16 protein-coding genes are annotated in these 19,849 nt (G+C 61.7%); 10 read left to right on the top strand and 6 right to left on the bottom strand.

The window, feature by feature from the left end:
- Positions 1–156 precede the first annotated feature (156 nt).
- The gene (locus tag HMPREF2879_RS04925; protein WP_070634943.1) at positions 157–2,295 is read left to right on the top strand and encodes a threonine/serine exporter family protein; all 2,139 of its coding nucleotides are present in this window, start codon (positions 157–159) and stop codon (positions 2,293–2,295) included.
- 139 nt (positions 2,296–2,434) lie between these two features.
- On the opposite strand, the gene HMPREF2879_RS04920 is transcribed toward HMPREF2879_RS04925, so the two are convergent.
- Positions 2,435–3,106 carry a uracil-DNA glycosylase gene (locus tag HMPREF2879_RS04920; RefSeq protein WP_070507220.1) on the bottom strand — a complete coding sequence of 224 codons (672 nt, stop codon included), beginning with the start codon at positions 3,104–3,106 and terminating at the stop codon, positions 2,435–2,437.
- A gap of 211 nt (positions 3,107–3,317) precedes the next feature.
- On the opposite strand from HMPREF2879_RS04920, the gene HMPREF2879_RS04915 reads away from it, so the two are divergent.
- The 4 genes from HMPREF2879_RS04915 to rlmC all read left to right on the top strand — a co-directional run bounded on the left by HMPREF2879_RS04915 (position 3,318) and on the right by rlmC (position 7,846).
- Positions 3,318–3,641, top strand: a complete 324-nt coding sequence (locus HMPREF2879_RS04915) for a DUF3263 domain-containing protein (RefSeq protein ID WP_012902847.1) — start codon at positions 3,318–3,320, stop codon at positions 3,639–3,641.
- 261 nt (positions 3,642–3,902) lie between these two features.
- Positions 3,903–4,493, top strand: coding sequence for a LytR C-terminal domain-containing protein (locus HMPREF2879_RS04910; RefSeq protein ID WP_070634942.1), 591 nt, complete (start codon positions 3,903–3,905; stop codon positions 4,491–4,493).
- A gap of 389 nt (positions 4,494–4,882) precedes the next feature.
- On the top strand, positions 4,883–6,505 hold the full coding sequence (gene groL / locus HMPREF2879_RS04905) for a chaperonin GroEL (RefSeq protein WP_070634941.1): 1,623 nt from the start codon (positions 4,883–4,885) through the stop codon (positions 6,503–6,505).
- Between the two features lie 207 nt (positions 6,506–6,712).
- Positions 6,713–7,846 carry a 23S rRNA (uracil(747)-C(5))-methyltransferase RlmC gene (gene rlmC, locus HMPREF2879_RS04900; RefSeq protein ID WP_070634940.1) on the top strand — a complete coding sequence of 378 codons (1,134 nt, stop codon included), beginning with the start codon at positions 6,713–6,715 and terminating at the stop codon, positions 7,844–7,846.
- Between the two features lie 204 nt (positions 7,847–8,050).
- Here rlmC and HMPREF2879_RS04895 read toward each other — a convergent pair whose 3' ends face one another.
- Together HMPREF2879_RS04895 and HMPREF2879_RS04890 are read right to left on the bottom strand one after the other, a co-directional pair.
- Positions 8,051–9,412 carry an MFS transporter gene (locus tag HMPREF2879_RS04895; RefSeq protein ID WP_239662360.1) on the bottom strand — a complete coding sequence of 454 codons (1,362 nt, stop codon included), beginning with the start codon at positions 9,410–9,412 and terminating at the stop codon, positions 8,051–8,053.
- Between the two features lie 212 nt (positions 9,413–9,624).
- Positions 9,625–10,152 carry a mycothiol transferase gene (locus HMPREF2879_RS04890; protein ID WP_012902854.1) on the bottom strand — a complete coding sequence of 176 codons (528 nt, stop codon included), beginning with the start codon at positions 10,150–10,152 and terminating at the stop codon, positions 9,625–9,627.
- Between the two features lie 195 nt (positions 10,153–10,347).
- Between HMPREF2879_RS04890 and HMPREF2879_RS04885 the strand changes: the two genes are divergently transcribed.
- The 4 genes from HMPREF2879_RS04885 to HMPREF2879_RS04870 all read left to right on the top strand — a co-directional run bounded on the left by HMPREF2879_RS04885 (position 10,348) and on the right by HMPREF2879_RS04870 (position 14,714).
- Complete coding sequence (locus HMPREF2879_RS04885) at positions 10,348–11,757, top strand: FAD-dependent oxidoreductase (RefSeq protein ID WP_070634939.1); 1,410 nt, start codon at positions 10,348–10,350, stop codon at positions 11,755–11,757.
- A 306-nt stretch (positions 11,758–12,063) separates the two neighbouring features.
- Entirely contained in the window at positions 12,064–12,783 is a 720-nt protein-coding gene (locus tag HMPREF2879_RS04880) for an isochorismatase family protein (protein WP_070599687.1), read from the top strand.
- Complete coding sequence (locus HMPREF2879_RS04875; protein WP_070599689.1) at positions 12,780–13,547, top strand: SDR family oxidoreductase; 768 nt, start codon at positions 12,780–12,782, stop codon at positions 13,545–13,547. Before HMPREF2879_RS04880 ends, HMPREF2879_RS04875 begins: the two co-directional genes overlap by 4 nt.
- A gap of 63 nt (positions 13,548–13,610) precedes the next feature.
- Positions 13,611–14,714 carry an isochorismate synthase gene (locus HMPREF2879_RS04870; RefSeq protein ID WP_070634938.1) on the top strand — a complete coding sequence of 368 codons (1,104 nt, stop codon included), beginning with the start codon at positions 13,611–13,613 and terminating at the stop codon, positions 14,712–14,714.
- Positions 14,715–14,826: 112 nt separating this feature from the next.
- Here HMPREF2879_RS04870 and HMPREF2879_RS04865 read toward each other — a convergent pair whose 3' ends face one another.
- On the bottom strand, positions 14,827–15,816 hold the full coding sequence (locus tag HMPREF2879_RS04865; RefSeq protein ID WP_083309632.1) for a 4'-phosphopantetheinyl transferase family protein: 990 nt from the start codon (positions 15,814–15,816) through the stop codon (positions 14,827–14,829).
- A 175-nt stretch (positions 15,817–15,991) separates the two neighbouring features.
- Here HMPREF2879_RS04865 and HMPREF2879_RS04860 point away from each other — a divergent pair, with 175 nt between their 5' ends.
- Positions 15,992–17,419, top strand: coding sequence for a ribonuclease H family protein (locus tag HMPREF2879_RS04860; RefSeq protein ID WP_070634937.1), 1,428 nt, complete (start codon positions 15,992–15,994; stop codon positions 17,417–17,419).
- Between the two features lie 232 nt (positions 17,420–17,651).
- Here HMPREF2879_RS04860 and HMPREF2879_RS04855 read toward each other — a convergent pair whose 3' ends face one another.
- Both HMPREF2879_RS04855 and HMPREF2879_RS04850 read right to left on the bottom strand, forming a co-directional pair.
- Positions 17,652–17,942, bottom strand: a complete 291-nt coding sequence (locus HMPREF2879_RS04855) for a WXG100 family type VII secretion target (RefSeq protein ID WP_005504526.1) — start codon at positions 17,940–17,942, stop codon at positions 17,652–17,654.
- Between the two features lie 407 nt (positions 17,943–18,349).
- Positions 18,350–19,849 carry a sensor histidine kinase gene (locus tag HMPREF2879_RS04850; protein WP_049353228.1) on the bottom strand — a complete coding sequence of 500 codons (1,500 nt, stop codon included), beginning with the start codon at positions 19,847–19,849 and terminating at the stop codon, positions 18,350–18,352.

Raw genomic sequence — 19,849 nt, 5'->3', positions numbered from 1 at the left:
TCTCTTCATATCAATGAAGCCTTCTGCTGTAAGTGCCGCAGAGCGCTTTTTGCTCACAAAATCACCGGGCAGAAAAGTGATATTTCTGCTCTTCAGTGCTACCGCAGAATCGTGCCCTTGTTAGACTAAAAAGGCACTGTCTATCTGGGAGGGACATTGGCAGAATCGAGGAACACCCCCGCGACCCCCACATCGCGGGAAGCTTCGCATGCAGACGAAGCGAACACTGCCGCAATGGAAGGAAGCGAGCAGAACACCACCGCGGGCTACATCGCCGGTAAACGCGGTTTTCCCCTGGTTTCACTAGACCAGGTCACCGACGAGAAATTGCGCCGCGTGCTGGCTCAGCATGCTACCTCCGCGACAAGCCAGGAGAGCACCGTCGCTGCAGAAGCTGTCAGCGATGTACTGCAGGAGGCCGCAGCGGATATGGGCATCACCGCGCAGGAGCCGGTTGAGCCCACATGCGACCCCGAACTGACCCCTAACGGCCACGGCGCGCGTACCGTCATTGACCCCTCCCTCGTGCCTGATCATGAGCTGGACGCGTACCGTGAGGACCCGAACCCCGTCACCTCCAGCAACTTGGTAACCGAGGAGGCGCTGACCCGCCCCTCCCAGCCGGTGCCCATGACCGGCATGATTCCGCAGGTGCCCAACTCTCACGCAGCCCGCCGCTTCGGCGCGGATCCTACCGCAATGCCGAAGACCGGGCCTGTCTCGATGCCCACCACCTCCGTACCGCTGGTTGAGGGCGGCTCTCGCGGCCTGTTTGGGCGCGGTAGCGGTGGTCGCTGGGGTTCGCGTCGCTTCCGCTCCTTCGTGCGCACTGAGGAGGCCGCACCCGCTGCCCCGCGCGGTGCCCAGCGCATCGCGCAGCGCCAGTTCGTGCCGACGATTCGCTCTGAGGAGCATGAGCGCCGTGAGGCGTTCCGCCGTGAGAAGGAATACGCCCGCGATACCCTGAACTTCACCCTGCGTCTGGCTGAGGCGATGTTCCACTACGGCGCGGACGCCATGGACGTGGACTCTGCGATTATTGCGGTGTCTTCGGCGTACGGGCTGGACTCGGTGGAAGTCGACATTACGAACCAGTCGGTGACCATCAACTACACGTCGGACCCCGATATTTACATGGAGTCCCGCATCGCCAAGCGCAATGCGAACGCTGAGGAGCGCTTCACCCACACCCTGGTGCGTGTGGTGCGTTCCTCCACTGAGAACTACGAGGCACTCTCCGAGGTGTACGGCCTGATCTACAAGATCACTCGCGGCGGTATGACCCTGGAAATGGCTGATTTGAAGCTGAACCAGATTACGCACCGACCCAAGCCGTTCCCGCCTCTGGTGGTGTGGCTGGCGAATCTGGCGTGCGCTGGAACCCTGACAGCGGCGCTGGGGGCGAGTTTTGCGACGGCGTTGAGCGCGGCGATTATCTTTATTCCCGTGTACCTGCTGATTCAGTGGTTGAGTTCGATTGGTATTCCGGCGTTCTTCCGTATGGCTGCTAGTGCCGGTCTGATGACCTTCTTGGCGATTTGGCTGGGCGGTGAAGGGTCCATTCTTTCGGTGCTTCAGCGTCAAGGAGAGGCGATTTCGGCGCCTCTGGTGGTTGCTGCGGGTATGATTATGTTCTTGCCGACTCCGCGCCTGGTGGGTGCCGTGCAGGATGCTATTAACGGCTTCCCTGTGACGGCTGCTGGTCGTTTCGTGTCTACGGGCATGAGCTTCTTGGGCCTGGTGGTTGGCATTGCGACCGCGGTGAGTGCGATCAATATTTTCAACGGCCCGACCCTGGATATTGAGCAGTTGCGTTTTGAGCCGACGACCCCGCTGGTGGCGTCGTTCTTCTTCCTGGTGGCGATTGCGACCTTTGCGATTACCTTGCAGACGAAGCTGGTGAAGGTCGGGTGGCTGATGGTCATTACGGGCTGCGGTCTGGCGGCGTATTACAGTTATGAGCTACTGGCTGGCCCAAGTACTGGTCGCGGTCCGACGGCGTGTGCGGCGGTTGTGATTGGTGCGTTGAGCACGTATTTTGCGTACCGTCTGCATGTGCCTCAGGCGATTTTCTCAATTCCTGCGATTACGTTCTTGCTGCCGGGTCTGTCGTTCTTCCGCGGCATGTATTTGTTGACGGTTGAGACGGATGTGATTCTGGGTATGCAGAATATGATTACGGCGGTTTCGATTGTGGTGGCGATGGCTTCGGGTGTTGCGTTGGGTAATTACACGATGCAGTACGCGCTACAGCATTTTACGACTCCGCGGAATGTGGAACCGGCAGATTCCTAACCCTATTTTCAAGGGTATATAGCCAATATTGCATATATTGGATGCGGGAAGGGGCGGCAGCTTGCGAGTTCAACTCACAAGCTACCGCCCCTTCGCTACACCCATTGCGCCAGCTTTTACACCGGTTCTTACGCTGCGCCTAGCGGACCGTCCAATCCACCGGCTCCGCACCCTGCTGCACCAGCAAAGAATTCACGGTCGAAAACGGGCGCGAACCAAAGAAACCACGACGAGCAGACAGCGGCGAAGGATGCGCCGACTCCACACTCGGGTACGGCTGCAGCATGGGTGCGCACTTGCGCGCATCCGCACCCCACAGCAGACCCACCAGCGGCTGGTTACGCGCCACTAGAGCGCGAATAGCACACTCGGTAATCTCCTCCCAACCCTTGCCGCGGTGCGAACCCGCATCAGACTCACGCACCGTCAAAACCCTGTTGAGCAGCATGACACCCTCATCAGCCCAACAGGACAGGTCGCCGTGATCAGCCGGGGCAATACCCAGGTCGTCCTCAAGTTCCTTGTAAATATTGTTCAGCGAACGAGGCAACGGCATACCGCGGTGCACCGAGAACGACAAACCCATCGCATTGCCCGGAGTAGGGTAGGGGTCCTGGCCAATAATGAGGACCTTCACCTGGCTCATCGGGCGGCGGAACGCATTGAAAATATCAGCGGCAGGCGGGAAAGTACGATACCCCGCCGCGTGCTCCTCACGCAGGAAAGCGCCCATGGCGTGAATCTGCTCTTCGACCGGGGCGAGTGCTGCCGCCCAATCCTCGCTCATAATGTTGCTGAGGGGCTGGTTCATGAATCTCCTGGGGCTGATGCGACCCGGACGGTGACGGGGCCGGGTGCGGGATGAATACTTCTCCTCTAGACTGAGGTTCTCTTCTAGACTGAGGCTCTCCTCTAGGCTAGGGTTCTCTTCTAGGCTGGGTTTCTCTTCTAGACTAGGGGATGACGAATACACACGCTAGGAGACGCCAGCCGCAGCGGGTGAGCTACAGACAGGAGGGAACGTGTCAGAACAGGAACGCGCTGAAACCGCACAGAGCCAGCCAGAAGCACAGAGCCAATTAGAAGCGCAGAGCCAGGCGGAAATAGAAAACCAGCCGGAAGCCCAGAGCCAACCCGGCGGGCTGACCCCGGTGGAGCGCCGCATCCTTGAGGTGGAGCGCCGCCGCTTCAAGCACCAGGGTTCCAAGGAGAAGGCGATTATCGCCGCCGGTTTCACCCCGATTGCCTACTATCAGCGCCTGAATGTGATGCTCGATGATGAGCGGGTACGCGCCGCAGCGCCGCAGATGATCGACGTTCTGCGCGCCCGCCGAGACGCTGACTAGGGGCTCGAATTGCGGGAGCCGTGCGAGCCTTCCAACTCCTGCATCCAACCCCGCACACCTTAGGTTCAACCAGAGATTGAACACTGTGCGGTGTCCGTCTCTTTCACAGCCGGTTGCGGGGCGTTCACATTGGTTCTCGCTAATTGAGCCGGTACTCTAGGTACTAGAACACCAAGACCGCACCTTCTGCAGCCGCGCCCGCGTGCCAGGCAGGGAGGCACGGTACCAGCCGGTAAACAGAGACCCGTGAAATGAGGATAAATGAGCTACCCCCGCGACGAATTTGATGAGGTAGACGAAAATACCGCCCGCCGCGGAACCTACCGCGCGGTCAATGCTGACCCGGCAAAGAGCCCCAAGGGCGCTATCCCCCTGGTAGCTGCAGGCGTAGTTGGTCTGCTCATCGGCGGCGCAATGTACGTGTACGCGCCGCGCACCGCCTCCCCGCAGTACTCGGCGTCCACCGCGAAGAGCAGCTCCGCCCCCGCAAGTGCGTCGGCGTCCTCTGCGCCGGCTAAGGCTTCTGCGTCGGCAAACGCCACGAAGACCGGTCTGGCTGAGTCCATCTCTGTGGCGGTCTACAATGCGGCGGCTCCGGCGGGTAGTGCATCCCGTGCGGCGGCTCTGCTGACCGGCTACACCATCAACGAGACGGCAAACTACACGGGTGTGGCACCGGCAACCAGCGTGGTCTACTACGCTGAGGGCTACCAGTCGCAGGCACAGAGCATCGCCTCGAAGCTGGGCATTACTCAGGTGCGCCAGGCGACCGCCAACGTTGAGATGGGCAACCACGAGGTCATCGTGATTCTGTCGTCGGATTACACCGCCTCCGCTACTGCCGCGGAATAGGTTTAGGCGGTTGCTCGGGTGATTCTAAGCCCGCGAGTCTAAGCCCTCGAATCTGAGCCCGCGCCTACTGTTTCTGCCATAACGACTTCTGCTCAACCCCACCCGTGCATTCCCACTGATGCACCGGTGGGGTTGATGCTTGTAACGCCCCTTTTGGTGGGGTTGATGAGCGCAGATTAAGCACTGGGCGATTAACCCTTCAACCTTGGGCTTAAACGTTTGCTCCATGCCGGTGCGGGTGCCACAATTGATGTAGCATTCGGGTGCTTTATGCCCTACTCTGCCCGCGCCTCCGTAACGGGGGCGTTGTGGAGGGGCAGCCACCCGATTTTAGATGTACCGCACCCGCAGGGGTGAAGGAAAAAATCCGATCGTCCAGGAGGACACTTATGGCAAAGCTCATTGCTTTTGACGAAGAGGCACGCCGCGGCCTTGAGCGCGGTTTGAACACCCTCGCCGATGCAGTGAAGGTGACCCTCGGCCCCCGCGGCCGCAACGTTGTGCTGGAGAAGGCGTGGGGCGCCCCCACCATCACCAACGACGGTGTCTCGATCGCGAAGGAAATCGAGCTGGAGGATCCGTACGAGAAGATTGGTGCGGAGCTCGTCAAGGAAGTTGCTAAGAAGACTGACGACATCGCAGGTGACGGTACCACCACCGCTACCGTTCTGGCTCAGGCACTGGTTCGCGAGGGCCTGCGCAACGTGGCTGCTGGCGCTGACCCGCTGAGCCTCAAGCGCGGCATTGAGAAGGCTGTTGAGGCTGTGACCGAGGCTCTGCTCTCCTCCGCGAAGGAAGTTGAGACCGAGGAAGAGATTGCCGCAACCGCGTCTATTTCCGCTGGTGACGCTGAGATCGGCAAGCTCATTGCTGAGGCAATGGAGAAGGTCGGCAAGGAAGGCGTCATCACCGTTGAGGACTCCAACACTTTCGGTCTGCACCTGGAACTGACTGAGGGTATGCGCTTCGACAAGGGCTTCCTGTCCGGTTACTTTGTGACCGACCCGGAGCGTCAGGAAGCAGTCCTGGAGGACCCCTACATCCTGGTTGTGAACCAGAAGATTTCGAACGTGAAGGACCTCGTCCCCGTTCTGGAGAAGGTCATGCAGTCCGGCAAGCCGCTGCTGATTGTTGCTGAGGACGTTGAGGGTGAGGCTCTGGCTCTGCTGGTGCTGAACAAGATGCGCGGCTCCATCAAGTCTGTTGCTGTGAAGGCTCCGGGCTTCGGTGACCGCCGTAAGGCTCAGATGGCTGATATCGCTATCTTGACCGGTGGCCAGGTCATTACCGAAGAGGTTGGCCTGTCCCTGGACGCAGCAACCCTGGATATGCTCGGTTCCGCTCGCAAGGTCGTTGTGACCAAGGACGAGACCACCATCATTGAGGGTGCAGGCGACGCAGCGGCTATCGAGGGTCGCGTTGCTCAGATTCGCGCAGAGATCGCTAACTCCGACTCTGACTACGACCGTGAGAAGCTGCAGGAGCGCCTGGCTAAGCTCGCCGGTGGCGTTGCTGTGCTGAAGGCTGGTGCCGCAACTGAGGTTGAGCTGAAGGAACGTAAGCACCGCATTGAGGATGCTGTGCGTAACGCTAAGGCTGCTGTTGAGGAGGGTATCGTCCCCGGTGGTGGCGTTGCTCTGATTCAGGCTGGCGTGAAGGTCTTCGACAAGCTGGAGCTGACCGGTGACGAGGCTACCGGCGCGAACATTGTGCGCGTGGCTATTGACGCACCGCTGAAGCAGATTGCTGCTAACGCTGGCCTGGAGCCGGGCGTTGTGGTTGACCGCGTTCGTTCCCTGCCTGCTGGTACCGGCCTGAACGCTGCGACCGGCGAGTACGAGGACCTGATGGCTGCTGGTATTGTTGACCCGGTGAAGGTGACCCGTTCGGCTCTGCAGAACGCTGCGTCTATTGCTGGTCTGTTCCTGACCACTGAGGCTGTTGTTGCGAACAAGCCGGAGCCCGCTGGTGCGGCTGCTCCCGGTGCGGACGCAATGGGCGGAATGATGTAATAACTTTTTGTCCCTGATGGGGCAAAAAGTTATGGAATCCGAAGGGCACGAAGTGGCCTTCGGCGGTGACCCGGCGCTGGTACTCAAACCGGCGCAGGTCCACGCATCCGTATGAGGCGGGGGCGGCTACCCATGAAGGGTGGTCGCCCCCGCTTTTGTGTGCCCATGCGTCCTGTCCCGCCGGTGGAGGCGGTAGAATGGCTCCTTATGGAATGCGCCTATTTTCGTGATGACCTCTGCTCCTCCTGCCCCAGCATTGAGACCGCCTACACCGCGCAGGTGCAGGCGAAGCAGGAGCACGCCCGCGCCCTGCTTGCCGCCCACCCTCAGCTGCAGTGGCTGGACCCGGTGACCAGTGCGGAGGCGGGCTTCCGCAACAAGGCGAAGCTCGTGGTGGGAGGTTCGGCGAAGAACCCGACCCTCGGCATTGTGGATTACCGTACGGGCGCCTCCACGGATCTTGGAGAATGCCCGCTCTATATGGAGCCGATTCAGGCGGCTATTCCGGTGCTGCGTGAGCTGATTCAGCGCGCGGATCTGACCCCTTATGACATTCCGAATCGTCGCGGTGAGCTGAAGAATATTCTGGTGACTGCTTCGGCTGCGGGTGAGCTGATGGTGCGTTTCGTGCTGCGTTCGAAGAAGCTGCTGGTGCCGATTCGCCGCCAAATGGACTGGCTGAATGAGCGGCTGCCGAACCTGGCGGTGCTGTCGGTGAACCTGCTGCGTGAGCCGGTAGCACGTGTTGAGGGTGACGAGGAGATTATTCTCTCGGAGCGTCAGACCCTGCCGATGCAGGTGAATGACCTGACCCTGCATTTGCGTCCGCAGAGCTTCTTCCAGACGAACACGAAGGTCGCTGAGGCGATGTACGCGCAGGGTCGTGAGTGGGTGCGTGAGGTGGCTCCGCGCTCACTGTGGGACTTGTACTGCGGCGTGGGCGGTTTTGCCCTGCATGCCGCTTCGGTGATGGACGGCGGTTCGGTGACGGGTATTGAGATTAGTGCGGAGGCGGTCGCTTCGGCGCAGCGCACGGTGGCTGAGTATGGGCTGGAGGGCGTGGACTTTTCGGCTCAGGATGCGCCGGAGTTCGCGGTGTCTTCGGGCGCGGTGCCGCAGATGCTGGTGGTGAATCCGCCGCGCCGCGGTATTGGTGAGAGCTTGTGTGCGTGGATTGAGGGTTCGGGTATTGACCGTGTGGTGTATTCGAGCTGTAACGCGGTGACTTTGGCGAAGGATCTGGAGCGTATGCCCTCGTATGCGCCGGTGCAGGGCCGTGTGCTGGACATGTTCCCGCATACGGACCACTATGAGGTTATGACGTTGCTGAAGCGCGGGTAGGTTTCTCGGGTCAAGCGCTCATTCCTATCCCAAGTCCGCGAGCAGATACATAACACTAGGGCGCGAGCAGGTGATTTTTGGCCGAGCAGGTAGTATTTTTCCTGCATGCTCGGCCAAAAATCACCTGCTCGCGGTGTTATCAGGGTTGCCCGCAACGTGGCGGAGGTGAGGCGATGATGCCCCGAGGCGATATACAGAGCACAGTCATGCACCCGCACGGCTCTTTGCCTCATTCCGCGATTCCTGCGCCCGTATCGCTCGCGCAGTCGGGCCGAGAATGAACGTGAATACGGTGGCGATGATGAAGAGTGCCCCTCCGGTAACAATGGTGTTGATCGCGCCGAACGCTGGTACCGCCCATCCGGTGATGAGGTACCCGACCATACCCGCTAGGGAGAAAACCACACCCATGAAGCTGTAGACGCGCCCGCGCATGTGTTCGTCGATAGCGTCTGCGAAGAGGACTTGCCCGAGCACTTCTTCGGGTCCGTAGAACATGCCCCAGATGAACCAGAGCACGAGTACCGCCCACAGCGCCGGGTGTAGTCCCATACTCAGACAAACGGCGCCGTAGCCGAGTCCGGAGATGCACATCCACCCGCGTTTGGTCATACGCACCCGCCCGGCGCCTGTACCGACGCCGAGTTTGGCTGAAAGCCAGGAGCTGATCACGCATCCGGCGGCGTAGACGGAAGTTGCGATTCCGAAGGCGGTGTAGTCGTGCCCGAGGCCGCGGGTGAGGTATTCGAGCATGGGCAGGGTGGTGATGGGTACGGCGGCGATGGAGAGGAACCAGAAGGTGAGCATACCGCGCACGATGGGGTTGTGTGCGGTGTAGGCGGCGCCTTCGCGCAGGAGTCTGCCGGTGTGGTGTTCCTGCACGGTGGCGGTGCGTTCGGCGTGGGTGAGGTCGTAGTTGCGTATGGTGGCGACGGTGAGGGCAGCGAGCAGGTTGAGGGTGCCTGCGAATCCGACGGCGAGGGCTGGGGTGGTGAAGGATGCGACGGCGGCTGCGATGGTGGGGCCGAGGGTTTGGGCGAGGAAGATGAGGCTGCCGCGGCGTGCCATGTATTTTTGGTAGTCGTCGCCGAGCAGGGAGGGCATGGCGGCGGAGGCTGCGGGGGATGAGAAGGTGCCGAAGGTTGAGACGAGGAATGCGATGGTGAGGAAGGCGGGTAGTCCTGCGGCGGCGTAGAGGGCTGGGGATGCGATGAGTAGGGCGGCGCTGGCGAGCCTGAAGCTGACGGTGAGGGTTTTGCGGTTGAATTTGTCGGCGATAGCGCCTGCGAATGGTGCGAAGAGGATGACGGGGACTGCCTCGACGACCATGACGATAGCGGAGTGGGCGAGGTTGCCGGTGGCGCCGTAGGTCAGCAGGGGCATGGCGATAGCTTGGATACTGGACGCAAGAGCATCAGAAACCTGCGCGGTCAGGAGCGTGAGCTGCCCGCGTGCGTTCAGCGGCGTTGCTGATGTGGGTTTTGCGGTCGCGTCTGGTGTGTTTGTTGGAATGCGCGACGCAGGTGATTCAGGGTGCTCAGGCGAAGGGTCTGTGGTGCGTCTCATAATACTGTGGATTCTATCACGGGTAAGAACGCTGTAACCGAGGCGAAACAAGACACAAGATGCGCGAGCAGATAACAGTCCGTTATCTTCTCGCCGAAATATTATCTGCTCGCGGTGTTATCGGGGTTGCCCGCAACCGGGCGGTGGCGTCTCGGGCTGGTTGTGTCCGAGGCGCCACCGCTTTTTCGTTCCCCTCTAGCGGGCGTGAAATTCTATCCCTGCGCCGCGAAATCCTGTGCCGCGAGAATACCCGCCGCGTACGCCGCCTGGCCTACGTGCTGGGCTGCGTCGTCAATCAGGCTGACCAGGCGCACACCGCGAGTCACCGCCGGAGTCCACGAACGGTCAATAACCTCGCTCAAATCAGCCTCGCTCAGCGTCTGCGCGTAGGCCGCGAGCGCCTCGCCGGTTGCCACAAGGTACTCCACCAGCAGGGCAGAATCTGCAACCACGATGGAGCGTGCCTGCTCGGGGGTGTGGCCGTAACCTATGGTGTCGCCAAGCTCGCCCAGGTTGAAACGTTCCCTGAAGCCCTGAGCCTCCCAGACCTGCGGCTGACCGTTCAGAGCAGAAAGCTGCATGTCCATCTGTCGTCCGGCGTGCCAGAGCAGCCAGGCGATAGAGTTCGGGTGCCCGCACGGGTGGGCGTTGAGCGCCTCCGCTGATAGCCCTTTGACGGCTACGGCGGCCTCGATGCCGGGGCGGCTGGCGGCGTCACGCAGAATATCGTGGGTTTTCATAAAGTCCTCCTGAAGATGCTGGCTCCTCGCAGGGAGCCGGGTAGTTTCAGTCTACGCCCGCGTGTTCGCTGCCTTGAAAGAGTCGCCTTGAAAGAGTCGGTTTGGAAGAAAAAATGTGGCGCGCGGGAATAATACTTATTTCTTCCCGTTGAACTCTGTGAAGACATCATCATCTAAATTTCACAGGAGAATATTATGACCACCCCCGCTCAGTTGCACTTTGACATGGTCGTCATCGGCTTCGGCAAGGGCGGCAAGACCCTCGCCGGTGCATACGCCAAGACCGGCAAGAACGTTGCCCTCATCGAACAGTCCACCGGCATGTACGGCGGCACCTGCATCAACATCGGTTGCGTGCCCACCAAGGCGCTGGTTCACCGCGCCGACGAGTTCCGCGCCAGCGGCGAGCGCACCCTAGAAGAGGCAAACGCCGCCTACGAATCCGCCGTGGTTTTCCGTGACAAGCTGACCGGCATGATGCGCGCCAAGAACCGCGAGATCCTGCTGTCCAACGAGACCGCTAAGCTCATTGACGGTCACGCACGTTTCATCTCCGACACCGAGGTTGAGGTCACCGCGGGCGAGGACACCCTGCGCGTTACCGCCGACTACTTCATTGTCAATACCGGTGCCGTGTCGGTTATCCCGCCGATTGAGGGTATCCGCGAATCTGAGCGTGTGCTCACCTCCACCGAGCTGCAGAAGCTCACCCCGCGCCCCAAGCGTCTGGGCATTATCGGTGGCGGCCCCATCGGTGTTGAGTTTGCCGGTATTTTCTCCTCCTACGGTACCGAGGTGACCATTCTGGATGGTGCACCCGCCCTCTTCGGCCGCTACGACGAGGACGTTGCCCAGGTTGCCCGCGAGATTATCGCAGATCAGGATATTGCCGCTCATACCGGCGTGCGCGTGCAGTCCTTCAAGGACGGCGCTGACTCGGTGACCGTGACCTACCTCGACTCCGAGGGCGCTACCCGGGAGCTGGAGGTGGACTACGTGATGGTTGCGACCGGCCGCAAGCCCGCCACCGAGGGTCTGGGTCTGGAGAATACCAGCATCGAAACCAACGACCGCGGCGCAATTGTCGTGGATGAGCACCTGCGTAGCACCGTGCCGAACATTTTCGCACTCGGTGACGTGAACGGCGGCCCGCAGTTCACCTACATCTCCATGGATGACTACCGCGTGGTGCTCTCCCAGCTGGTCGGTGACGGTTCCCGCTCCACCAAGGACCGCAAGGCAGTGGCTTCGACCATTTACATGAACCCGCCGCTGTCTTCGGTTGGTCTGACTGAGCGTGAGGCGATTGAGGCTGGCCACAAGGTGAAGGTCGCTTCGAAGCCGGTTGCCGCGGTTGCCGCGATGCCGCGCGCGAAGACCCAGGAGAACCCGCGCGGCATCATGAAGTTCGTGATTGACGCGCAGACCGACCAGATTCTGGGTGCCCAGCTGCTGGTAATCGAGTCCATGGAGGTTATTAACCTGGTGGCTCTGGCGATGCGCCACGGCATTACTGCTTCGCAGCTGCGCGATGAGATTTACACTCACCCCTCGATCACTGAGGGTCTGAATGAGGTTCTTGCCGTCGCGGTGCCCGTGAACTAGTCGAACTAGAATCGCGTCTGGATTCGCGGTTCGTATAGCGTTTCTGCTTGTCTGAGTGCTTCCCTGCCCGTTCCGCCCGTTGTGCTGTCAACGGGGGTGTGGGTGGGGAAGCATTTTTGTTAAGGCTCATATATACCTAGTAGCTAAGCATGCCCTAAGATGGTTATGAGATAAGCGCAAGCTCACCGATTGGGTGGTCAGCGCGAGAGGGCTCGGAGGAGACACCCACTCGCTGCTACACCCACCACAGCGCACCGCCTGCGCCGCGCATACAACCGAAAACCAAAGGCACGAACCGGGAGAATCATGGCACTGCCCAAAATCAAGCCCTACACCTACGTCGACCGTGAACACAGCAACCGCGTGAGCTGGCCCGTGGACCCCTCCCGCGCTGTACTGCTCGTACACGACATGCAGGTACACTTCGTCCAGGCTTTCGAAGGGGCCAACCTGGGTGAGGGTAACAACAACCCGGACGCCCAGATTAACATCGCCATTCGGAACCTGCGCCGCCTCATTGACGCCGCCCACGCCGCCGGAATCCCGGTCTACTACACCGCACAGCCGCCGCGCCAGAACCCCGAAGACCGCCGTCTGCTCATCGACTTCTGGGGCGACGGCCTGCAGAACGACGAGTCCGCCCGCATCCTCGACGAACTGGCACCCACCGACCGCGACACCGTGCTGACCAAGTGGCGCTACTCCGCGTTCGTGCGCAGCCCCTTCGAGGACCTGCTCAAGGAGTCCGGTCGCGATCAGCTCATTATCGGCGGCGTGTACGCGCACATTGGCTGCCTGACCACCGCCCTGGAGGCGTTCATGCGCGATATTCAGCCGTTCATGGTCGCGGATGCGCTCGCCGACTTCTCGGAGGAGGAGCACCGCATAGCGTGCGAGTACGCTTCGGGTCGTTGCGCCCGCGTGCTGAACACCGCCGATGTACTCGCCGACCTGCATGCTGCAGAAGGTGCTGAGAAGGCTGAGACTGCTGAGAAGGCTGAGACTGCTGAGGAGGCGCGCGCATGAGCTGGGTCATTGTGACCGGCGCGAACGGCGGTATTGGTGAGGCAACCGTCCACCAGCTCATCAAGAACGGTTATTCGGTGTTTGCGGCTGACCTCGCGGAGCAGCCCATTGCCTCCTTCGGTACCTACGGGGACGCGATCTTCCGCTACCGCGCCGTAGACGTTACGAGCGAAGAGTCCGTCACCGCCCTCGCCAACGCCGTGGCCGCACTCGACGAACCCATCACCGGTGCGGTGCTCGCCGCGGGCATCGCCCACAGCCAGCCGCTACTGGAAACCAGTTTCGCCACATGGAAGCGTCTGCACGCGGTCAACTCCGACGGCGTGTTCCTGTGTCTGCGCGAATTCGCGCGCATCATGATTGACCAGCAGGAGAGCGACCCGGCGAACAGCCGCTCCCTGGTGGCGGTCGCCTCCAACGCGGCACGTGTGCCCCGCGCGGAGTTTGGTGCCTACGGTGCATCGAAGGCCTCGGCGGCGCGCGTGAGTTCCAGCTTCGGTCTGCAGCTTGCCGCGCACGGTATTCGCGTGAACTCGGTCTGCCCCGGCACCACCCGAACCCCTATGGTGACTGACGCCTGGGAGGGTGAGGACCGCTCCGCCCTGCCGGTTGCCGGTAACCCGCAAACGTTCCGTCTGGGCATTCCGCTGCGCCGTATTGCCGACCCGGCGGATATTGCGGCGGTCAACGCCTTCCTCATCTCGGAGGCGGCCCGCCACATCACCATGCAGGAGATTGTCGCCGACGGCGGTGCGACCCTCTAACGGCACCCCGCGTCCGGCGTTTAGATGCCCGGCGCGACCCCACACACCACTGATAGAAGTACGATGACGAACCTTCCCGACTTTATCTTTGCCACCGGCACCCGCGTTCTGCGCGCATCCGGTGCGATGACCCCTGTTACCTTCGATAATGCCCTGGACGAGGCGAAACGTGCCGGTAGCGCCGTCGTGGGTCTGATTCCTTTTGACCCTGATATGCCCGCCTACCTCTTCGTGCCTGAACGCCTGGAGGAGCAGCAGGTGCCGGTTCCCGAGCAGACTGTGGCGCTTGCCGAGCCGGTATCGGTCACCGGCCGGCAGAACGACCGGTTCCGTGCCGCCGTTGCGACCGCCGTGGAGCGCATGAAGGCGGGTGAGCTGAGCAAAATCGTGCTTTCGCGTGTGCTCACTGCCCGCTACGCACCCGGCGCCCTCAACCTGGAGGCGCTGTACAACAACCTGCGCGCCCAGCAGCGTTCCGCGTTCAACTTTGCGGTGCGCCTGCCCGACGGTGAGCGCGGCATGAACGGAAGCTACCTGATGGGTGCCTCCCCGGAGCTGGTGTTCCGCACCGAGGGCCGCGCTTTCAAGACCCACCCGCTTGCCGGTAGCGCCCCGCGCATTGCCGAGCCCGGTAGCGCCGAGGACGAGGCGATTCGTGACCGCCTGTTCGCCTCGCCGAAGGATCGCCACGAGCACGCCTACGTCATTAACGATATTGCCAAGCGCCTGGCACCCATTGCCGAGGAGCTGAACGTGCCGCAGGTGCCCTCGCTGCTACAGACCCCGCAGCTGTGGCACCTGGCGACCCCCATCGACGGCGTGCTGAAGGAGGGACTGACCTGCCTGGACGGTGCCCGCGCGATCCACCCGACCCCCGCGATTTGCGGTGCCCCCACTGAGAAGGCGCTGGAGCTGATTCGTCAGCTGGAGTCTTTTGAGCGCCGCTACTTTGGCGGCCTGGTTGGCTACATGGACGCCGAGGGTAACGGCGAGTGGGCGCTGGTGCTGCGTTGCGCCCAGGTCAGCCCGGATGAGGCGGTGCTGTACGCCGGTGCGGGTATTGTGGCGGAGTCCGACCCCGAGCTGGAGCACACCGAGACCGGCACGAAGCTCGGCAGCTTCGGCCGTGCCCTGGGCGTGGATACCCTGGGCGAAGACACCCCTTAGGCTCTTTCGTGAACGCCTTTCGTGACTGCCTTGACCCGGCAGAATAAAACGACTGAACGCGCACGCTGTTATGGCGGGCGCGTTCAGTCGTTGTTGTTATGGGGGAGCGTGGCTAGTCGGTGAGCAGACGCTTGAGCTCCAGGGGAGTGGCAACCGGCAGAAGCTGAGCCTCAAGCTGCACGGGCTCACCCTCGGCAGGGTTCTCCACAGCCAGGGCGATGAGCATCTTCTGCGCGTGCTCGGGGTTCTCCGCATCGGGCAGCGCCACGGGTACCCACTGCAGGCTAAAGCTCCGCTCGATAGCCTCGCCGCCGCCCTGAGGTGTGGGTGCGCTAAAGGTAGCACGCGCGGTCAAGCTGTCCTGAGTCAGTACGCGCAGGGCGGTCGGCTCGGGAACGTCGCTGCCCAGAAGGTCCCCCGGGACCTCCTCGTTCATGGCAAGTTCGAGCGCATCCAGCAGCTCATCTGTGAGCTGCACCCGAACCAGGGAGGGCACTACGCTCAGGCCGTGGCCGGTCGCCTTGAGCACCGCCTCCTTAGCGGTCCACAGCGCCACCGAGAACAGGTGCAGTACGGGCGCAGGGCGTTCCTGTGCCACCCGCTCATAGAACGCACGTTCTTCATTGGAGAGCGCTAGGCGCGCAAAACCGGAGAACAGACGCGCATCCAGAGTCTCAACATCCACACCGAGCACCGCCGAGGAATTACGGCTAAACGCACCCACCACCAGCGGATTCACCTGCGACATATTGAAATTTACGCCCGCAATACGCGGCTTACCGTGCTTCTTACCGCTGGTGCACAGGGTGCAGGAACGATCCACCTCAATCTCAGAAGCGGCACTGGACGGCACATCCAGACGAGCCGCCGCCATAGCGCGCATAAGCGCCTGAGTGCTCAGGTAGCTGACCGCCGCCGTGGAGGTCGGCAACTGCGCCGCATGCTGCTGCTCAGCAAGCCCCAGGTAGCTCAACCAGCTAAAACGCAGGGAACCGTACATCGTGCGGGTGGGAAGAGCGAAAATCTGCACGCGCTCGCTCGGACGGGCGGTAGGGTGCTCCGGGTGCTGTGCGCTGGGTGTTTCGGGGGCAGAATAGCTCATAGGTTTAGTGTACCCGCCCGGCATTACGGCAATGGGCGCGTCCGAGGCTGCTTGAGGTTGTCCACAGCGGCGACCGCGCGCTACGCACCCTCGCCGCCGGTGCGGTAAAGTCATCACAGACATCATTACGGACTGCCGCCCGCACAATAGAGCGGCGGCGCAGAAAGAAGGTACCGTGAACAGCACGCAAGAGATCATTGCCGCCGCAGACGGCTCGGCGCTGGGCAACCCCGGACCGGCGGGCTGGGCATGGTATATCGATGACGACCACTGGGCGAGCGGCGGCTGGGCGCACGGCACCAACAATATGGGTGAGCTCAAGGCTGTCCTGGACCTGTTCGAGGCGACCGCATCCCGCCCGGAGGCGAAGCTGCGCGTGTACTGCGATAGCCAGTACGTCATTAACTCGCTGACCAAGTGGATGCCCGGCTGGAAGAAGAAGGGCTGGAAGAAATCCGACGGCAAGCCCGTGCTCAACCGCGACCTTCTGGAGGCGCTGGATCAGGCGCTGACCGGCCGCGACTACGAGTTTATTTGGGTGAAGGGCCACGCGGGTCACGCGCTCAATGAGAAGGCGGATTCCCTGGCGAACGGTGCCGCGCGCGCCTACCAGGAGGGCCGTGAACCCGCGCACGGCCCCGGCTTCGGTGCGGCTGCTGAACCCACTACTGCGGCTGAGCCTGTGGAGGCTCCGGCTGTTGAAGTGCCGATTGTGAACGCTCCGGTTGCAGAACCTGCCCTCTCTGACGTTGCGCTCTCTGATTCGGCGCCCTCCGAGTCTTCCGCGGACGCCCACCTGCCCATGCAGGAATTCACCGCAGCCGAGATCGAGAACGCCCAGCGCGGCGTGGAGAGCCTGCGCCTGTCCGGTCTGTTGCGCCCCGCCTCCGCGGTGAACGCCCCCGACCCGGAGGCGGTCCGCACCCGCAAGGAACAGCTGGCGCTCGCGGCAGAGCGTGCCGCTGAGCGTGACGCAAAGGCACTGGCACGCCAGCAGGAGGAGACCGCTCAGCAGGCATCGAGTGCCGCGCAGGCGGAAGAAGAGGATGACCTGACCGGTCTGGAAGAGTTCGCAGGTCTGGACCCGAACGATGTTGACCCGGCGGAACTGCTGGGTGAGACGGAAGAACCTGCAGAAGAGCAGGCGGTAGAGCCTGCCCTAGAACCCGCCGCAGAGCCCGCTCAGCCTGTTGCGCATACTCAGCCTTCTGAGCCTGCGCCCGTTGCTCCCGCCGCGCCTGCCCCGAACCCCGTTGTCCTGAACCCTGAGGAAGCCGCCGCCGCAGAACAACTACTCGAAAGCCGCGGCTCCGTCATGGAGGCACCGCAGCTGGAGTCCATGCTGCACGAGCGTCTGGTGTGGGTGACCGCCACCGGTAAGTCGGTGTCCCGCTCCTCGGTGCTGCAGTACCGCGAACGCGCCTTCACCCAGCAGGGTGCCCCACTCAAGCAGGGTATGCAGGTGCTGGATTCTTCCAGCGTGCTGGTCATGGCGGCGGTTGCGACCGCGCGTGGTCGCGTGAGCCGTTCGAGCATCTGGCATTACGATGCTGAGCGCGGCCTGTGGCGTCTGCGTTTCCGCCAGGAGACCCCTGCTTCCTAAAGCTCAGCTCCTAAAGCTCAGCTCCTAAGGAATGGGCTCTTGGGCGCAAAGATTTCCGTGCAATAAAACCCCGCCGCATCCTCACTTTCGAGGATGCGGCGGGGTTTTCTCAATAGATGTTCGCCGCCTTCTGGCGAATCTGGCGGGTGGTGTGTCGTGCGGCCGGGACCTTTAAACCGCCCGGCCTGCTGCCTGGCTGCGGGTGGGGTTTTGGGCTTGCCGCCCTGACCCCTTAGCCGACGAACATGGAGGCGTTAGCCTGCTCGGTGTCTGCGTAGTTCACGCCTGCGCGGGTGAGTGCCTCGTTAATCTGGGTGATGGATGCTTCGACCTGGCGCTGGGTTGCGTGCCACTGGTCCAGTACGCCCTGGAAGTTGGCGGATGCGGAGCCGGTCCAGGAGCTCTGCAGGTCGTGCAGGGATGCGGTCATGCCGTTGACGTCTGCGGTGATGGATGCGACGTAGGATCGTGCCTGTGCGCTCTTGGCTGCGATGACTTCGGAATCGACATTGAACTGTGCCATGGTTTTTCTCCTTTGAGATATGTGAGATAGGTGGGGCGGTTGCCCCGTGGTGGCGCTTGGGGTTTGGATCTCTGGAAGGGTTGAGTTCCTGACCGGAAGCTTGTTATCACTATATCTTTCAAGATGCATCAAATGAGCTGAAAAGTGATTATTAAATAAATCTGTGGATAAACCCGATAGAATCACTCCGGTATCTCGAAAAAATCGAAAACCCTCCCGAAAATGACGCCGCCATGACGCGCGCTAGGTTGCCCACCCCGCTTTTCGCTGCCACATTTGCCGTAGCTCCTCCTTGCCCGCACCGCCGCGAGTCATAGTCCCGCCTCCAGCGCACAGCAAAACCCCCGAACCGCAGAACCTTCAAGTTCTGCATCCCGGGGGCTTGTGCGTTATCCAGCGTTGTAGCGTTACTTCATCAGCTGATCGTCCGAGACGGGCGGCGGATAGAACGGCAAAGAAATCACGAAGGTAGCGCCGCCACCGTCAGTCTCTTCAATGTGAATCCTGCCCTCGTGCTGCTCAATAATCGCAGCCACAATGGACAGTCCCAGACCCGTACCGCCGGTCTCACGCGAACGTGAAGCATCGGTGCGGTAGAAACGCTCGAAGACGCGCTCTCGGTCCTCGCCGTGAATACCGGGGCCGTGGTCGCGCACCTCCAGTACGGACAGCGGGAAGCCGGGAACCTCTTCGCGCACGCCCACCGCAATCTCCAGGGGAGAGCCGTCGGGGGTGTAGCGCATGGCGTTGGTCAGCAGGTTCGCTACGACCTGACGCAGGCGCGATTCGTCGCCGAGCACGGTTGCGGAGGTCGGTGCCACCTCTTCGTTCAGACCCACCAGGGACACCGCACGATCGGGTGCCGTAGCGTAGGCGTCGTTACTAGCGTCCACCGCGAGGTTGAACAGGTCGAAGGGCGCCAGCTTGGACTCGCGGCGCTCATCAATACGCGCCAGGGTCAGCAGGTCTTCCACGAGCTGACCCATACGCTTGGACTCCGACTCGATGCGGCTCATCGCGGTAGCGACCGCCTCATCGGTCGGTAACGCGCCCTGACGGTACAGCTCCGAGTAGCCTCGAATACTGACCAGCGGGGTACGCAGCTCATGCGAAGCGTCACCCACGAAGCGGCGCATTTTCGCCTCGCTCTTCTCGCGGGCTTTGAAGAGCATTTCAATCTGGGTGAGCATCGTGTTCAGCGAAACCGCGAGGTTACCAATCTCGTTGCTGGGGTTGTAGTCCTCAATACGCTGAGAGAGGTCACCGGCAGCAATCTTGGCGGCGGTTTGCTCCACGCGAGCCAGCGGCTCGAAGGTGCGGGTCACAATCACCCAGGTCATCGCAATCGCGGAGGCGAGAGTCGCCAAACCAAACGCGAAGGTCAGCACACCCACGAGGGCGACCACCTGGTTCGTTTGTTTCAGCGGCATGGCAATAACCATGGATGCCGCCTCCGTCAGCCCAGAAGAATCTTTCGATTCAATGGGTACGGCGAGCACGCGCCAATCGGAGGAGCTGCCCACCGAATTGACGGTGACCGCCTCTTCGTTTTGCTTGCGAACCTTCTCTTCGGTCCAGCCTTGTAGTGCCGGCTCGCTGAACTGTTCGCTGTCCTCGGACTTGAGCGAGTACAGTACGTTGCCGTCCTTGTCGAGCAGGTACAGGCGGTAGGTGCTCAGGGATTGTTCCTGATTGCCGGAGGGGCGCACGGTCGCCAGCTGCACGAGTGAGGGGGCGCTGTTCTTCATCTCTTCGTCCAGCTGGTGCACCATCTGGGCGCGCAGAGCGGAAATCGCCACCAGGCTCGTCACCGCAATGGAGAGGGCGATGAGCATGGAGGTGATGAGCACCAGCTGGGTGCGAAGGGAAAGAGACTGGGGGATCCGGTCGAGGGGTTTGAGCGCCAC

This window comes from Rothia sp. HMSC069C04 (assembly GCF_001812895.1).
GTDB lineage: Bacteria > Actinomycetota > Actinomycetes > Actinomycetales > Micrococcaceae > Rothia.
This window is presented reverse-complemented; position numbering and strand designations above follow the sequence as displayed.

Bases quoted from the DNA above. Each gene is read 5' to 3' on its own strand.
- HMPREF2879_RS04920 (WP_070507220.1), bottom strand. From the start codon at position 3,106: ATGAACCAGCCCCTCAGCAACATTATGAGCGAGGATTGGGCGGCAGCA.
- HMPREF2879_RS04910 (WP_070634942.1), top strand. From the start codon at position 3,903: ATGAGCTACCCCCGCGACGAATTTGATGAGGTAGACGAAAATACCGCC.
- groL (WP_070634941.1), top strand. From the start codon at position 4,883: ATGGCAAAGCTCATTGCTTTTGACGAAGAGGCACGCCGCGGCCTTGAG.
- rlmC (WP_070634940.1), top strand. From the start codon at position 6,713: ATGGAATGCGCCTATTTTCGTGATGACCTCTGCTCCTCCTGCCCCAGC.
- HMPREF2879_RS04895 (WP_239662360.1), bottom strand. From the start codon at position 9,412: ATGAGACGCACCACAGACCCTTCGCCTGAGCACCCTGAATCACCTGCG.
- HMPREF2879_RS04890 (WP_012902854.1), bottom strand. From the start codon at position 10,152: ATGAAAACCCACGATATTCTGCGTGACGCCGCCAGCCGCCCCGGCATC.
- HMPREF2879_RS04885 (WP_070634939.1), top strand. From the start codon at position 10,348: ATGACCACCCCCGCTCAGTTGCACTTTGACATGGTCGTCATCGGCTTC.
- HMPREF2879_RS04880 (WP_070599687.1), top strand. From the start codon at position 12,064: ATGGCACTGCCCAAAATCAAGCCCTACACCTACGTCGACCGTGAACAC.
- HMPREF2879_RS04875 (WP_070599689.1), top strand. From the start codon at position 12,780: ATGAGCTGGGTCATTGTGACCGGCGCGAACGGCGGTATTGGTGAGGCA.
- HMPREF2879_RS04870 (WP_070634938.1), top strand. From the start codon at position 13,611: ATGACGAACCTTCCCGACTTTATCTTTGCCACCGGCACCCGCGTTCTG.
- HMPREF2879_RS04865 (WP_083309632.1), bottom strand. From the start codon at position 15,816: ATGAGCTATTCTGCCCCCGAAACACCCAGCGCACAGCACCCGGAGCAC.
- HMPREF2879_RS04855 (WP_005504526.1), bottom strand. From the start codon at position 17,942: ATGGCACAGTTCAATGTCGATTCCGAAGTCATCGCAGCCAAGAGCGCA.